Here is a 14,410-nt window from a genome sequence, read left to right as displayed (position 1 = left end):
TGATACCATAAATTAGAGGTGATTTAAATGATTTGGAAAATAAAAGTAAAAGATATTATAGCGAAAAGACATATGAAAATAGAAGATGATTATTATACAGAGACTATTAACTTGCACACTGGAACTTACAAAGTAATAGATAACGTATTTCACGTGAAAATCTCTATAGTTTATACAGACAACACAATAATAGTAGGTGGAGTAGTGAAGGGAAAGATCGAAAGACCTTGTGATAGATGCCTTGAAACATCTATTTTAGAACTTGAAGGAACAATAGAGGGAATATACGATTTAGAAAGTGAACCAAATTTTAAAGATTCTGAAATAGAAAATCTAAAAAATGTGATATACTACAAAGGAGAAGTAATAGACCTTGAAGAGCGAATAATAGAAGCACTTGTTGTAAGTGCTCCTGATGTTTTTGTGTGTGATGAAAATTGTAAAGGTTTGTGCCAGTATTGTGGTGAAAATTTAAATTTACATCCGGATCACAAGTGTGAAAAAATGGAAGAGTTTTCGATAGACCCTAGATTTGAAAAACTTTTGAAGTTAAAGGAAAAATTAAGCAATAATTAATCAAGGGAGGGATTTTTCATGGCAGTACCAAAGCAAAAGAGGTCAAGAAGTAGAACCCATCACAAGAGGGCAAAAATCTACAAAGCATTTTCCGTACCCGTATCTGTTTGTCCAAATTGTGGTGCACCGAAACTTCCACACAGAGTTTGTTTGAACTGCGGACACTATGGTAAGAAACAAATTTTTGAAGTTGCAGAATAACTATGAAAAAAATAGCTATTGATTTAATGGGTGGTGATTTTGCGCCAGCGAAGATTGTGGCTGGCGCTTTGGCTTTTGCAAAAGATAATCCAGATGTTGAACTTTACTTGGTGGGTATAGAGAAAAATTTTAAGGAAATTTCCCTTCCAAGTAATTGTAGAAAGGTTGTTGTGGAAGATTATCTGCCCATGGATGTAAAACCCACAGAAGCTATAAGACGCAAAAATAGTACTATGTATCAAAGTTGTAAATTGGCGAGAGATAACGTAGTGGACGCAGTTGTAAGTGCGGGGAACACAGGTGCACTACTAGCTTGTGCTACATTTGTTGTAGGAAGGATAAAAGGAATAGAAAGGCCTACACTTGCCGTGCCAATTCCTACAAAGGATGGTTTTTGCATACTTGCAGATGCGGGTGCTAATATTGATGTTAAACCATTTACACTTTTGCAATTTGCTATAATGGGCGTTGAATATGCAAAATTTATGGGGATAAAAAATCCTAAGGTTGGTTTATTAAATGTAGGAACTGAGGAAAATAAAGGCACAAAAAAAGAGCAAGAAGCTTTTAGACTCTTGAGAGAAAAATTTGGAGAAAGTTTTAAAGGAAACATTGAGGGAAATGATATAAACATGGGAAAGGTAGATGTTGTGGTTGCAGATGGTTTTCATGGAAATATTGCCATGAAAACAATGGAAGGTTCTGCAAAACTAATAATTGAAATTTTAAAGTCAAACATAAAAAAGAATGTAATTTCCGCACTTGGCGCACTTCTTATGAAACCCGTTTTTAACAAGTTAAAAGAAAAATTGGATCCGAGAAAATATGGTGGAACATTTTTTGTAGGAGTGAATGGAATTGTGGTTAAAGCCCACGGAAATTCGGATGAAGTTGCAATATATCACGCACTAAAGGTTGCAAAACAAGGTATAGAAATTTCGTTGACCTCGAAAATTGAGGAGGCAATAAAAGATGTGTGGAATAGTAGGGATAGTGGGAACTGAATTTAATTTAAAAGAGCTTGTCGAAGATTTGCAAAAACTTGAATACAGAGGATATGACTCAGCAGGAGTTGCATTTTACGATAACGGAAAGATATCAATACAGAAATCCATAGGTAAAATTAAAAATTTAAAATCAAAGATACCTCAAAAGAAGACGTCAATTGGAATAGCACACACAAGATGGGCAACGCATGGGATTCCAAATGATATAAATGCACACCCGCATACGGATTGTACTGGTAAAATCGCCATAGTACATAATGGAATAATTGAAAATTACTATGAATTAAGAGAAATGTTAAAGTCAAAGGGTCATGTTTTTAAATCGGATACAGATACAGAGGTTATAGCACACTTAATTGAAGAACACTTTAAAGGAGATTTATATATAGCGGTTTTAGATGCTATAAAGCTTTTAAAGGGTGCATACGCGATTGTGGTTATGCATTCTGATTTTAGTAATATGCTTGTAGCTGCACGCAAAGGAAGTCCGCTTGTTTTGGGAAGAGGAAAAGATAAAGTTGTGCTTGCATCGGATGTTACACCTATTTTGCGGTATACAAAAGATGTAGTCTTTTTGGAAGATGGAGATGTGGTGCTTTTAAAGGATGGAGAATATAAAATAACTGATTTAGGTGGGAATGTAGTTTTGAGAAAAGTATACCATATAGATTGGGATGAAGCATCTGCTGAAAAAAGCGGGTACAAACATTTTATGTTAAAAGAAATAATGGAGGAACCAGAAGCAATAGAAAGTGCACTTGTGGGTAGGGTAACACTTGAAGGACCTGTTTTAAATGAATTAAAGGAATTCAACGTTGAAAGGGTTGAAAAAATAAAACTTGTGGCGTGTGGCACTAGTTATCATGCAGGTCTTGTATTTAAATATTTTTTTGAAAAGCATTCAAATATAGATGTAGAAGTGGATGTTGCGTCTGAATTTAGGTATAGGAATATACATGTAGATGATAATACATTTGTTATTGCTATATCCCAATCCGGAGAGACTGCAGACACGCTTGAATCGGTAAGGCTTGTTAAGAGAAAAGGTGCAAAAGTTATTTCAATTTCAAATGTAGTTGGCTCTACTATTACAAGGGAAAGTGATGTTACTGTATTTATGAATGCAGGTCCTGAAATCGGTGTGGCTGCTACGAAAACTTACGTTAATCAACTTATAGTGCTCTATATTTTAGGTATGCACCTGTTAAGAATAAAAGGAATTTGGAATGAAGAACTTCAAAGAGATTTTGAGTTTTTAAAGCAGGCACCTGAGATTTTTAGAAAAATTCTAAACAATATAGATCTTGAAGAAATTTCATCGTATTACAAAAATTATCATCACTTTATGTATATTGGACGCGGGATAAATTATCCAACAGCACTTGAAGGAGCGCTAAAGTTAAAAGAAATAAGTTATATAAATGCAACGGCGTATCCTGCCGGGGAGTTAAAACACGGACCAATAGCGTTGCTTGATCCAACTTTCCCGGTGTTTGCAATAGCACCAAAAGATAATTTGTTTGAAAAAACAAAGAGTAATATAGAAGAATCAAAGGCAAGAAATTCTAGAATAATTGCGATTACAAACGAGAGCAACAAAGAACTGGAAAAGATAGTAGATGATATTATATACGTTCCTGATAGTCCTGATGATATGTATCCACTCACGATTTCGCCGGTGATTCAATTGTTTGCATATTTAATTGCGGATATGAGGGGATATGATCCGGACAAACCTAGGAATTTAGCAAAAAGTGTTACAGTTGAGTAAGATAATAAATACGGAGTGAGTTATCACTCCGTATTTTTTTATCATATCATGTTATTTTTAGGTTAAATGTGTTAAAATTAAATTACCAAGTATTACAAAAAGGAGGGGGTAGTATGAGAAAGTTGGTCGCTGTTTTATTTATTGTTTTTATAGTTTCAGTGTTTTTTACAGCAAGTTTATCGAAGATAAAAGAAAGGGGAATTTTAATTGTTGGTACGGAACCTACCTTTCCACCATTTGAATTTGTGGATCAAAATAACAATATTGTAGGTTTTGATATTGACATTGCAAAAAAGATAGCAAGTGAGCTTGGAGTTAAACTTAAAATATTAAATCTTCCTTTTGATTCACTTATTCCTGCGATTATGTCTGATAAGATTGATTTAATAATTGCGGGTATGACGATAACAAATAAAAGGGCGAAAGTGATTGACTTTTCTATTCCATATTTTAACGCAAACCAATCGATAGTTGTAAGAAAAGGTGAGAATTTCTCTCCAAAATCACTTGAGGATTTGAAAGGAAAAAAGGTTGCTGTTCAATTGGGAACAACAGGTGATTTGGTGGTTTCCAAGATTAAAGGAATAAAAGTTACAAGATTTCAAAAATTTACAGATGCGTTTCTTGAACTTCAAAACAAACGTGTTGATGCAGTAGTTTTAGATGAGGCAGTGGCTAATGCGTATGTAAAGAAATTCCAAAAATTCTTGATTTCTTCTGTAATAGATACAGGAGAAAAATACGGTATTGGAGTAAAAAAAGGAAACAAAGAATTGTTAGATTTTGTCAACAGTGTTATTTCAAATATGTTTAAAAGTCCATATGATATTTTAGTTGAAAAGTGGTTCTAAAGGGGGAAAATAATGGAAGCAATAGAGGTTGTTTTAGAAAATTTACCATTTTTGCTTTTGGGAGCTTGGGATACCTTAAAACTCACTTTTTTTTCAGTTTTAATTGGATTGATTCTTGGAACATTTATTGGTATGGGTAGATTATCCAAATTGAAGGTAATTAATATACCATCAACTGTTTATGTTGAATTTTTAAGAGGGACACCTCTTTTAGTTCAAATATCTATAGTTTATTTTGGACTACCGCAACTTGGAATACAACTTGAAGCATATCCAGCAGCAATTGTAGCTTTGGGTTTAAACAGTGGCGCATACATTGCAGAGATAGTTAGAGCTGGTATACAATCTATACCAAAGGGGCAGTATGAAGCTGCAAGATCCCTTGGAATGTCCCATTTTCAAACTATGAGGTATATTATACTTCCTCAAGCTTTTAAAAACATTTTACCAGCCCTTGGGAATGAATTTATCACACTAACAAAAGATAGTTCGCTTGCATCTATAATTGGAGTTACCGAACTTATGAGGCGTGGTCAATTTGTGATAACACGAACCTTTCAAACATTTTCCATATACTTTGGTATAGCAATAATCTATTTTGTGATGACGTTTACAATATCTAGAATTGTAAGGGTTATAGAAAAAAGGATGGAGATAGCATGATTTTGGAAGTTAGAGATTTGCATAAAAGTTTTGGAGAGTTAAAGGTATTAAAAGGTGTGAATCTAAGGGTTGAAAAAGGAGAGACTATAGTAATAATTGGTCCAAGTGGAGGTGGAAAGAGTACTTTTTTAAGGTGTATAAATCATTTGGAAGATTACCAAAAAGGTGAGGTAATCTTTCTTGGAAAAAAAATAAAAAAAGATAAGAGTATCAACGAAATAAGAACAAAAATTGGTATGGTTTTTCAGCACTTTAATTTATTTCCACATATGACTGTTTTGGAAAACTTGATCCTTGCACCTACAAAGGTTTTAAAGATGCCAAAAGAAAAGGCAGTAGAAAAGGCAAAGAGTTTGCTAGATAGGGTGGGGTTGAGTGAAAAGATAGAATATTATCCAGATAATTTGTCAGGTGGTCAAAAACAAAGGGTTGCCATTGCAAGGGCATTAATGATGGATCCAGTGCTTATGTTATTTGACGAGCCTACATCTGCTCTTGATCCAGAACTTGTAGGTGAAGTTTTAGAGGTAATGAAGGATCTTGCAAAATCTGGTATGACAATGATAGTGGTAACACACGAAATAGGATTTGCAAGAGAAGTAGCAGATAGGATAATCTTCATGGACAAAGGAGTTATAGCAGAAGAAGGAAAACCAGAAGAAATTTTTAAAGAACCAAAAAATCAGAGGACAAAAGAATTTTTAAGACATATATTAAAATAATTCGCAATTTTAGATTTACTTTTAAACAGCATGGCTTTGATATTCTACCAAAGTCATGCTGTTTTGTTTCTGTGCATTTTTTTAGAAAAAAATCGAAACATCATGGAATTTTGCTGTTTTTTGTGTATATTCTTTTCAAATTATGTGAAATGATATCTATCATTTCCCTTTGAATTCCATTCCTCATAGGTATGTTCTAAACTGATTGATGATGTATATACGTCCATAAAAGAAAAAGTTTCCATTCCTCATAGGTATGTTCTAAACCGGATATATCGCCTTCGATAAGGAAGGTGGCGTGATTGAGTTTCCATTCCTCATAGGTATGTTCTAAACGAAATAATAAATGTAATGAAACTCTTCCCCTTCGAGATTGTTTCCATTCCTCATAGGTATGTTCTAAACGAAATTGGAGGAACAATTTAATAGCTTCATTGGGGATATAAGTTTCCATTCCTCATAGGTATGTTCTAAACAAGAAATTTTGGAAGCTCCTATTATAGATGATTTTGATCGTTTCCATTCCTCATAGGTATGTTCTAAACTGAAAATATTTTTCAATGTGTTGCAAGAGAGCTTAGTTTCCATTCCTCATAGGTATGTTCTAAACGAAAAAGACGTAGAAATCAGTCGCGGCATCATAAGGCTTGTTTCCATTCCTCATAGGTATGTTCTAAACAAATTAAAGACGTAATTAAATCCGTGTACGATGAAAGTTTCCATTCCTCATAGGTATGTTCTAAACAGAAATGGGGAGAAATTGGAATTGGTGGTGGCCACAGTTTCCATTCCTCATAGGTATGTTCTAAACAAATGTTCCCCTTTGAAATTTTGGAGGGGAAAATGGGTTTCCATTCCTCATAGGTATGTTCTAAACGAAATAATAGATGTTATAAAGATTTTCCCCTTCGAAATGTTTCCATTCCTCATAGGTATGTTCTAAACTGGAGACTTCCCAGTCTTCGGGTGCAAGTCCCGTCGGGTTTCCATTCCTCATAGGTATGTTCTAAACAAGATAAAAATCAAAGATATGTCAAGAAACGGTGAAGTTTCCATTCCTCATAGGTATGTTCTAAACGAAACATGGCAAGAAAAGAAAAAGAAATGGAGCTTCCGGTTTCCATTCCTCATAGGTATGTTCTAAACATTTTAGTCAGATTTAACGATGATTTGATTTTAGTAAATAAGTTTCCATTCCTCATAGGTATGTTCTAAACTGGCCGAAGACTCTGGCTTCACCGCCTTCGAGAAGGAGTTTCCATTCCTCATAGGTATGTTCTAAACTTATAGTTCCCCGTCTTTTTTTTTAACTTAAAACCATGTTTCCATTCCTCATAGGTATGTTCTAAACCAATTAAAAAACCTCATAAATTATTATAAACCAAGATATTTTCATTTTGATTAACTGGAAGTTACCTAAAAGTAAACATGTTATTTTAAGCCACATACAAGCTTTTTGTTAACGGAAAAGGTCGTTGAAAATCTTATATATTTTTTATCTTAACCTAAACGTTACAATTGGTTACAATTAATATATTATTAAATAAGGTATTTTTGATGAGTTTGTGTAAATGGAAAACCTATTAGTTAATTTATTTTTATTTATTTATAATTAACAAATTAGATTAATTTTTATTTTGTTTTACATTACGTAATTTTATTTTTATTGTTTATAATAAACGATATTCTTTTTGTTTAAAAGCGATGTATATGTTATTAGATATTAAGTAATATAATCATAATATTATAATAATTAAATGATTTGTTGTTAAAATAAATAAAATATATAATTAACTATAGAAAATAAAATTTAATATCATTAAAAACAAAGAAAAATAACTTATGTTAAAAGATAAAAGTAAATAAGACGGTAAGATTTTCATCCTTTTTTGCAAAAAAATACCCCCTTATCGGTTTTATCACCGTGGGGGTACTTTTTATTGTTTCATTTTTTTAGTTTTATAGTTTTAGAAGTTATTTTTACCTCTTCATATTGCTTGCGGTTCTTAACATTTCATCTGCAGTTTGAACGGTTCTTGAATTTAATTCGTATGCCCTCATTGCACTTATCATATCTACCATTTCTTTTACTATATCAACATTTGATTTTTCCACATATCCTTGGAGAATTGTTCCAAATCCATCTTGTCCTGCTGTGCCCTCTACAGGTGCGCCACTTGCAGGAGTTTCAAGGTATAAATTATCACCTATAGCTTTTAGACCTGAAGGATTTATAAACCTTACTAATGTAATTGTTCCCAAATTTTGTAGAGTTCCGTCCTGAAGTTCAGCAGTAACAATACCATCTGGTGATATACTTAGTGCTACCGCATTTTGTGGGACAACAATATTAGGTGAGAGTAGATTACCATTGCTTGTAATTATTCTTCCATTACCATCTACTTTGAATTGTCCATCTCTTGTGTATGCTATTCTACCATCTTGGAGTTGTACTTGGAAAAAACCATCACCAGAAACTGCCAAGTCTAATGAGTTTCCTGTTCTCTCAAGATTTCCTTGTGTAAAGATTCGTGTTGTTGCGGATAATTTTGTTCCATGTCCTACATATATGCCGGTAGGATGTAACGAATTTTGAGCAGTTGCAGCGCCGGCGTTTTTAGAGTAATCATACAAGAGGTCTTGAAATTCTGTCTTTACCTTTTTGTAACCTGCAGTATCCACATTGGCGATATTATTTGAAAGAGTATCCAATTTAAATTGTTGAGCCCACATTCCCGTTGCTGCTGTGTAAAGACCATTAATCATTTCTTAAACACCTCCTATTTTAAACTTCCCGCAGAGTTAATAGATTTATTAAGCAGTTCATCGTGAACTGTAACGGCCTTTGATAGAGTTTCATAATGTCTTGTTGCTTCGATCATCTTAACCATTTCACGTACTATGTTTACATTTGATTTTTCTATATAACCTTGTAAAATCCTAAAATTCTTCTTTGCTTTTTCTTGTCCTTCGAAGAACGTATAACCTATCTTTTTAGGATTTTCCAAATCAACCACCAATATTTTTTCAATTAAATTATCATCTGCCTTAAGTTTTTGGCCATCTTTTCCTAAAACATAGGCTCCATCAGAGTTTACTAAAAAGCCTTCATCATTTACTTTAAAGTTTCCAGCACGCGTGTATAACCTTTTTCCATTATTTTCCAATACGAAGAAACCTTCGCCATCAATTGCAAAATCTAATGCATTTCCCGTATGCTCTATTACGCCTTGTGAAAGATTGGTTTTCACCTGATCCAGAATGAGTGCTTGTTCAAAATTACCTATTTTTTTTATTTCCACTTTCTTTTCTTGTGGCATAGGGTTGAAAGAGTACAAATTTTTATCAAAATATGCTTTAAATGCCAAAGAATCAGATTTATACCCAGCTGTTTCAGCGTTTGATATGTTGTTTGAAAGGGTATCAAGTTTTGTAATATCTGCTAGCATTCCCATGGATGCAAGATAAATTCCTTTGTACATATTTTCACCTCATTCGTATGTTACTGCCACCTCATTTAATAATTCTTCATCCTCTAGTAAAATTCCTGTACCTCTTGCAACACATGTTAATGGATCTTCTGCGATTTTACATGGTACACCTATTTCATCGTAAATGGCCTTATCAATACCCCTTAACAATGCCCCGCCGCCTGTTATAACAATACCTTTTTCCATTATATCTGCAGAAAGTTCTGGAGGTGTTTTTTCAAGTACCACTTTTATTCTGGATATTAAATTTTCAATTATTGGTTTTAAAATTTTATAAACGTCATTGGAGTTAAGTTTGTCTGTTCGAGGAAGTCCTGTTACCGCATCTCTTCCCTTAACATCCATTTCAAAATCTTCTACTTCTGGATGTGCTTTTCCTATTCTTTTTTTGATTTCTTCAGCTGTTGATTCACCGATTATTAGGCCAAGAATTTTTCTTACACTCTTTACGATTGAGTCATCCATGGAATCTCCTGCAAGTTTTACCGAATCACCCACAACGACTCCACCCAAGCTTATCACCGCAATATCCGTTGTTCCACCACCTATATCGACGATGATATTTCCTTCTGGTTTTGTAACGTCAATTCCCGCCCCAATTGCAGCTGCAAGTGGTTCAGATACAACATATACTTTTTTAGCACCAGCACTCATAGCTGCATCAAATACCGCTCTTTTTTCCACTGTTGTAGTTTTTGCTGGTATTCCAATAACCATATTTGGTTTTAGGAAAAATCCCTTTGTTACTTTCTTTATAAACATCTTAAGTACTTCTGAAATAATAGTATAGTCGGCTATAACCCCGTCTTTCATTGGCCTAATAGCAACGATACTTTCTTCAGGGGTTTTACCTATCATTTCTTTTGCCTCATCACCTATTGCAATGATTTTACCCGTTTTTTTGGAAATTGCCACCACAGAGGGTTGGTAAAGTACAATTCCCTTTCCTTTTTGATACACCAAAAAGTTTGCAGTTCCAAGGTCTATTCCTAAATCATTCTTTCCCATATTTTTCTCTCCTTTCTTCGAACTTTTCAAAAATATATACTCCTGTAACAACTAATATTATACCTGAAACTAGCAAAAATGTTGGCCATCTTTTAAAAAGAATATTTTCAAATATGGCAGTTACAATCGGAATGATATATACGGCATTTGTTGTTGTTCTATCTCCTAGTATTTCAATTGATTTGTTCCAGAGAATGTATCCCACAGCAGAGCAAAGTATACCAAGGTAAAGTAATCCAAAAACAACATTAATTGAAAAAATAATCTTTGGAGTAAAATATGCATATTCAACAAAGGTAAATGGTATTAAAGTAACTACACCCCAAAAAGTAATTTCAAAGACGGCAGTTATCGATGAATGATCGGAAAGTTTTACAATGTGGTGTGTATAAAATACCCAAGAAAGTGCAGCTCCAAATGCAAGCAAATCACCTATAGGGTTAACGTTAAGGTACAATCTACCATTTAAAATAACAAGTCCTACTCCAACGATTGCAATGGTGGAGCCAATATATTGAAATATATGTGTTTTTTTCTTGTGTACAATTTGGGTAAAAAGTATATACCAAATCGGTGCTGTAGAAACTATCATTGCGGCATTTGTGGGGGTGGTAAATTTTAGAGAAAAATTTTCTGCGACAAAATACATTGTAATTCCCCAAAATCCCGCAAGTATTTTATGAATGTTGAATAAATCTATTTTTCTCTTTTTAGGTACTATAAATAAAACCAGCAATGCTATTAAAAACCGCATAAATGCAGCAAAAAGTGGGCTTATTTCCTTTACCACCACACTTGTTGAAATAAAAGAAAGCCCCCAAAAGAGGACTACTAAGGTTAATGGAAGATATCTCACATTAAATCCTCCAATATTTTTAGTATTTCTTCTATACTACTTGCGATTTTGATTTCAACGATCTTTCTATTATCTAAATATTTACCTTCTATTAGTACTTTTTGGATTCTATCAGTCCATCCTCCGGTTTCATTAAACAAAATTAGTGGTTTTCCATATGCATATGCCCCTAGTATTTCTATTGCTGTACCTATTTCACCGCCAACGGAAATTACCGCGTCTGCATTTTTTAATAGTATAAAGGATCTCATTTGAAAATCAAGACCTGTTGTAATATCCAAAAAGTTATAGGCATTGCCCTTTTCTTCAAACGGTAAAATGCCTATACATGTTCCATTTTCACTTTTCACTCCCTTTGAAACTGCTTCCATTACTCCATCTCTTCCGCCAGTTAGGACGATGTATTTTTTTGAAAGGGCTTTTCCAAGCAAAAAACATATTTTTTCAAGTTTTTGGTCTATTTCTCCAGAGTAACCTATTACAGCGACTTTTTTCATATGCTCCTCCTTTCGAAAAAAGCGGGGAATTCCCCGCTTATTTTCTTTCACCTTTTAAAACAGCTGCACACCTTGGGCAGACATTTTTGTAAACTTCATCTTTTCCTACATCTTTGCTATATTTCCAACATCTTTGACATTTTTCACCTTGTGCCTTTTCAACTTTAACACTTGAAAATTCACCTTTGATATTTCCACTTCCCACTTTCACATCTGAAACGATAAAGAATTCTGCTAGATATTCTTCGTACTTTTCTATTATATTTTGTACATGTTCGTTTGCCCCTTCAAGTGTTACATTTGCATCTAGTGAGTGACCAATTATATTATTTTTTCTTGCTTCTTCTAATGCCTTTAAAACATCATCACGTACGAGTAATAACATTTTAAAGTCTTCCATAATTTCTTTGTCAATGAATTCTTCTTTTACTTCAGGCCAGAGTTCCAAGTGTACTGTTTCGTATTTTTTGAATGGACTTAATTGATACGCTTCTTCTGCGGTGAATACCAAAATAGGTGCGAGCATTTTAACCAATGCCTGTAGTATATAATACATTACAGTTTGTGCTGAGCGTCTGTATATAGAATCTTTTGCTTCAACGTATAACCTATCTTTTATAATATCAAGATAAGTTGCACTAAGTTCTACTGTACAATATTTATTTAACAAGCTATATACTTTTGAATATTCGAACTTTTCAAAGTGATCTGTTACTTGTGAAATTACTTCTTGTAATCTGCCAAGTGCCCATTTATCAAGTGGTAATAGCTTTTCAAATGGGAGTATGTGTTTTTCTTCAAAATCACTGAGATTACCAAGTAAGTATCTTATTGTGTTTCTTATTTTTTTGTACACTTCAACTTGTTGTTGAATGATATTTTTTCCAACTCTGATATTGTCAAAGAAGTCAATGCTTGATACCCATAGTCTTAGGATATCAGCACCATATTTGTCCACAATTTCTTTTGGATCTATAACGTTTCCCAGAGATTTACTCATTTTTCTTCCGTGTTCGTCTTTAATAAATCCATGGGTGACGACGGTCTTGTATGGAGCCATGTTTGTATGGGCTACAGACATGAAGATAGAGCTTTGAAACCATCCTCTATGTTGATCGTCCCCCTCAAGGTATAAGTCCACTGGGAATTTTTCACCATTTGACCGTATAACCGCTTCAAAAGAACAACCAGAATCTATCCATACATCTAATGTGTCGTAGGTCTTTTCAAAAGAAGTACTATTACATTTTGGACATTTTACATCTTTGGGTATTAGTTCTTCTTCTGAAAGTTCAAACCAAGCATCTGTGCCTTTTTCTTGTACTATTTTTATGAAGTTATCTATAACCTTTTCGTCTAAAAAGACTTCTCCGCAATTTTTACACTTTATTGCAGGTATTGGAGTTCCCCATACTCTTTGCCTTGAGATGGTCCAATCTGGTCTTTCTTTTACCATTGCCGTGATTCTATTTTCGCCCCATTTTGGATGCCACTCTACTTTTTTAATTTCGTCCAAGACCTTTTCCCTTAATCCGTTTTTATCAACTGAAATGAACCATTGTGGAGTTGCCCTGAAAATAACGGGATTTTTACATCTCCAACAATGTGGATAACTGTGTTCTATTTTGTGTGTCTTTATTAATGCACCACTTTTTTCGAGGTCTTCAATTATTACTTTATTAGCATCCCATATTTTTAAACCAGCGTATTTTCCAGCTTCTTTTGTAAATACTCCTTCTTCATTTACTGGTGAAAGTACGGGTAAGTTATATTTTAACCCTGTTAAATAGTCTTCTGCACCGTGCCCTGGTGCTGTGTGTACACATCCCGTACCATCTTCCAGTGTAACGTAATCTGCAAGCACTACAAGAGAGTCTCTATCGATAAAAGGATGTTTTGCCTTTTTGTATTCCAAGTCTTTTCCTTTGAATTTTTCTACAATTGTGTATTCTATTTCCGTTTCAGCGGCAAATTTGTTCAATAAACCTTCGGCAACTATCCAGTATTCGTTGTTTACTTTTATTTTTACATAATCATAATCTGGGTGTACCGCAATTGCAACATTCGCTGGAAGAGTCCATGGAGTTGTTGTCCATATGACTATATATGTGTCTTTTTCAAGTTCGAATTTTACGTATATAGATGGTGATGAATGATCATGGTATTCAACTTCTGCTTCTGCAAGTGCGGTTTTACAAGTTGGACACCAGTATACGGGTTTGTTTCCCCTATAAACATTTCCATTTTTTACAAGTGTTTTGAAAATGTTCAAAATGTGTACTTCGTATTTGGGATCAAGTGTAAGGTATGGATTATCCCAATCACCACGTACTCCCAACCTTTTAAATTGTTCCCTTTGGATATCTACAAAGTTTAGTGCAAATTCTTTACATTTTTTTCTGATTTCAACTGGTGACATTTCCTTTATCTTTTCACCCATTTCCACTGACACCCTATGTTCAATGGGAAGACCATGGGTATCCCAACCGGGTACGTATGGTGCATAATATCCACGCATGGTTTTGTACCTGATAACTATGTCTTTTAGGATTTTGTTTGTAGCCGTTCCAATGTGTATGTTTCCATTTGCATATGGAGGGCCATCGTGTAGTACAAATTTTGGTTTACCCTCTCTTGATTGCAATACCAATTTGTAGTCATCCATTTCTTCCCATTTTTTCAACATTTCGGGTTCTTTTTTTACAAGGTTGGCCCTCATAGAAAACTGGGTTGAAGGCAAGTTCAACGTTTCTTTGTAATCCATCTT

13 protein-coding genes and 1 CRISPR repeat array are annotated in these 14,410 nt (G+C 34.0%); of the genes, 7 read left to right on the top strand and 6 right to left on the bottom strand.

Translation table 11 applies throughout. From position 1 onward, the window contains the following. Nucleotides 1–27: 27 nt before the first annotated feature. The 7 genes from Y592_RS03125 (at nt 28) to Y592_RS03095 (ending at nt 5,791) form a co-directional block, all read left to right on the top strand. Nucleotides 28–576, top strand: coding sequence for a YceD family protein (locus Y592_RS03125; protein ID WP_075665599.1), 549 nt, complete (start codon nt 28–30; stop codon nt 574–576). 18 nt (nt 577–594) lie between these two features. Continuing rightward, complete coding sequence (gene rpmF, locus Y592_RS03120; RefSeq protein ID WP_075665598.1) at nt 595–777, top strand: 50S ribosomal protein L32; 183 nt, start codon at nt 595–597, stop codon at nt 775–777. 2 nt (nt 778–779) lie between these two features. Beyond that, the gene (gene plsX / locus Y592_RS03115; protein ID WP_075665597.1) at nt 780–1,781 is read left to right on the top strand and encodes a phosphate acyltransferase PlsX; all 1,002 of its coding nucleotides are present in this window, start codon (nt 780–782) and stop codon (nt 1,779–1,781) included. After that, nucleotides 1,750–3,555 (top strand): glutamine--fructose-6-phosphate transaminase (isomerizing), encoded by a 1,806-nt coding sequence (gene glmS / locus Y592_RS03110; protein WP_075665596.1) that lies wholly within the window; start codon nt 1,750–1,752, stop codon nt 3,553–3,555. Before plsX ends, glmS begins: the two co-directional genes overlap by 32 nt. 113 nt (nt 3,556–3,668) lie before the next feature. Then, nucleotides 3,669–4,406 carry a basic amino acid ABC transporter substrate-binding protein gene (locus tag Y592_RS03105; protein ID WP_075665595.1) on the top strand — a complete coding sequence of 246 codons (738 nt, stop codon included), beginning with the start codon at nt 3,669–3,671 and terminating at the stop codon, nt 4,404–4,406. A 9-nt stretch (nt 4,407–4,415) separates the two neighbouring features. Beyond that, complete coding sequence (locus tag Y592_RS03100; RefSeq protein ID WP_075665594.1) at nt 4,416–5,069, top strand: amino acid ABC transporter permease; 654 nt, start codon at nt 4,416–4,418, stop codon at nt 5,067–5,069. Beyond that, a complete protein-coding gene (locus tag Y592_RS03095) occupies nt 5,066–5,791 on the top strand; it encodes an amino acid ABC transporter ATP-binding protein (RefSeq protein WP_075665593.1) in 726 nt (241 codons plus the stop codon). The genes Y592_RS03100 and Y592_RS03095 overlap by 4 nt, the downstream gene beginning before the upstream one ends. Before the next feature lie 172 nt (nt 5,792–5,963). Further along, nucleotides 5,964–7,142: a CRISPR direct-repeat array (repeat unit 30 nt; unit sequence GTTTCCATTCCTCATAGGTATGTTCTAAAC). Between the two features lie 629 nt (nt 7,143–7,771). On the opposite strand, the gene flgG is transcribed toward Y592_RS03095, so the two are convergent. From flgG to ileS, 6 genes are read right to left on the bottom strand one after another with little or no spacing between them, the layout of a single operon-like run. Continuing rightward, the gene (gene flgG / locus Y592_RS03090) at nt 7,772–8,557 is read right to left on the bottom strand and encodes a flagellar basal-body rod protein FlgG (protein WP_075665592.1); all 786 of its coding nucleotides are present in this window, start codon (nt 8,555–8,557) and stop codon (nt 7,772–7,774) included. Nucleotides 8,558–8,571: 14 nt separating this feature from the next. After that, nucleotides 8,572–9,273: a flagellar hook-basal body protein gene (locus Y592_RS03085; RefSeq protein ID WP_075665591.1), complete on the bottom strand. Its 702-nt coding sequence runs from the start codon at nt 9,271–9,273 to the stop codon at nt 8,572–8,574. Nucleotides 9,274–9,282: 9 nt separating this feature from the next. Then, on the bottom strand, nt 9,283–10,290 hold the full coding sequence (locus Y592_RS03080) for a rod shape-determining protein (protein ID WP_075665590.1): 1,008 nt from the start codon (nt 10,288–10,290) through the stop codon (nt 9,283–9,285). Continuing rightward, complete coding sequence (locus Y592_RS03075; protein ID WP_075665589.1) at nt 10,277–11,146, bottom strand: DMT family transporter; 870 nt, start codon at nt 11,144–11,146, stop codon at nt 10,277–10,279. The genes Y592_RS03080 and Y592_RS03075 overlap by 14 nt, the downstream gene beginning before the upstream one ends. Beyond that, nucleotides 11,143–11,643 (bottom strand): TIGR00725 family protein, encoded by a 501-nt coding sequence (locus tag Y592_RS03070; protein WP_075665588.1) that lies wholly within the window; start codon nt 11,641–11,643, stop codon nt 11,143–11,145. Before Y592_RS03070 ends, Y592_RS03075 begins: the two co-directional genes overlap by 4 nt. Before the next feature lie 37 nt (nt 11,644–11,680). Next, the gene (ileS, locus tag Y592_RS03065) at nt 11,681–14,407 is read right to left on the bottom strand and encodes an isoleucine--tRNA ligase (protein ID WP_088368852.1); all 2,727 of its coding nucleotides are present in this window, start codon (nt 14,405–14,407) and stop codon (nt 11,681–11,683) included. Between the last annotated feature and the right edge of the window lie 3 nt (nt 14,408–14,410).

Origin of the sequence: Thermosipho sp. 1070 (assembly GCF_001682135.1) — a bacterium.
Classification (GTDB): domain Bacteria; phylum Thermotogota; class Thermotogae; order Thermotogales; family Fervidobacteriaceae; genus Thermosipho; species Thermosipho affectus.
The sequence above is the reverse complement of the archived record's forward strand: the minus strand, read 5'-3'. Positions and strand labels throughout refer to the sequence as shown.

Excerpts from the sequence above, each read along its gene's own strand:
- Y592_RS03095 (WP_075665593.1), top strand. The coding sequence starts at position 5,066 with ATGATTTTGGAAGTTAGAGATTTGCATAAAAGTTTTGGAGAGTTAAAG.
- Y592_RS03070 (WP_075665588.1), bottom strand. The coding sequence starts at position 11,643 with ATGAAAAAAGTCGCTGTAATAGGTTACTCTGGAGAAATAGACCAAAAA.
- Y592_RS03105 (WP_075665595.1), top strand. The coding sequence starts at position 3,669 with ATGAGAAAGTTGGTCGCTGTTTTATTTATTGTTTTTATAGTTTCAGTG.
- flgG (WP_075665592.1), bottom strand. The coding sequence starts at position 8,557 with ATGATTAATGGTCTTTACACAGCAGCAACGGGAATGTGGGCTCAACAA.
- rpmF (WP_075665598.1), top strand. The coding sequence starts at position 595 with ATGGCAGTACCAAAGCAAAAGAGGTCAAGAAGTAGAACCCATCACAAG.
- plsX (WP_075665597.1), top strand. The coding sequence starts at position 780 with ATGAAAAAAATAGCTATTGATTTAATGGGTGGTGATTTTGCGCCAGCG.
- ileS (WP_088368852.1), bottom strand. The coding sequence starts at position 14,407 with ATGGATTACAAAGAAACGTTGAACTTGCCTTCAACCCAGTTTTCTATG.
- Y592_RS03085 (WP_075665591.1), bottom strand. The coding sequence starts at position 9,273 with ATGTACAAAGGAATTTATCTTGCATCCATGGGAATGCTAGCAGATATT.
- Y592_RS03125 (WP_075665599.1), top strand. The coding sequence starts at position 28 with ATGATTTGGAAAATAAAAGTAAAAGATATTATAGCGAAAAGACATATG.
- Y592_RS03080 (WP_075665590.1), bottom strand. The coding sequence starts at position 10,290 with ATGGGAAAGAATGATTTAGGAATAGACCTTGGAACTGCAAACTTTTTG.
- glmS (WP_075665596.1), top strand. The coding sequence starts at position 1,750 with ATGTGTGGAATAGTAGGGATAGTGGGAACTGAATTTAATTTAAAAGAG.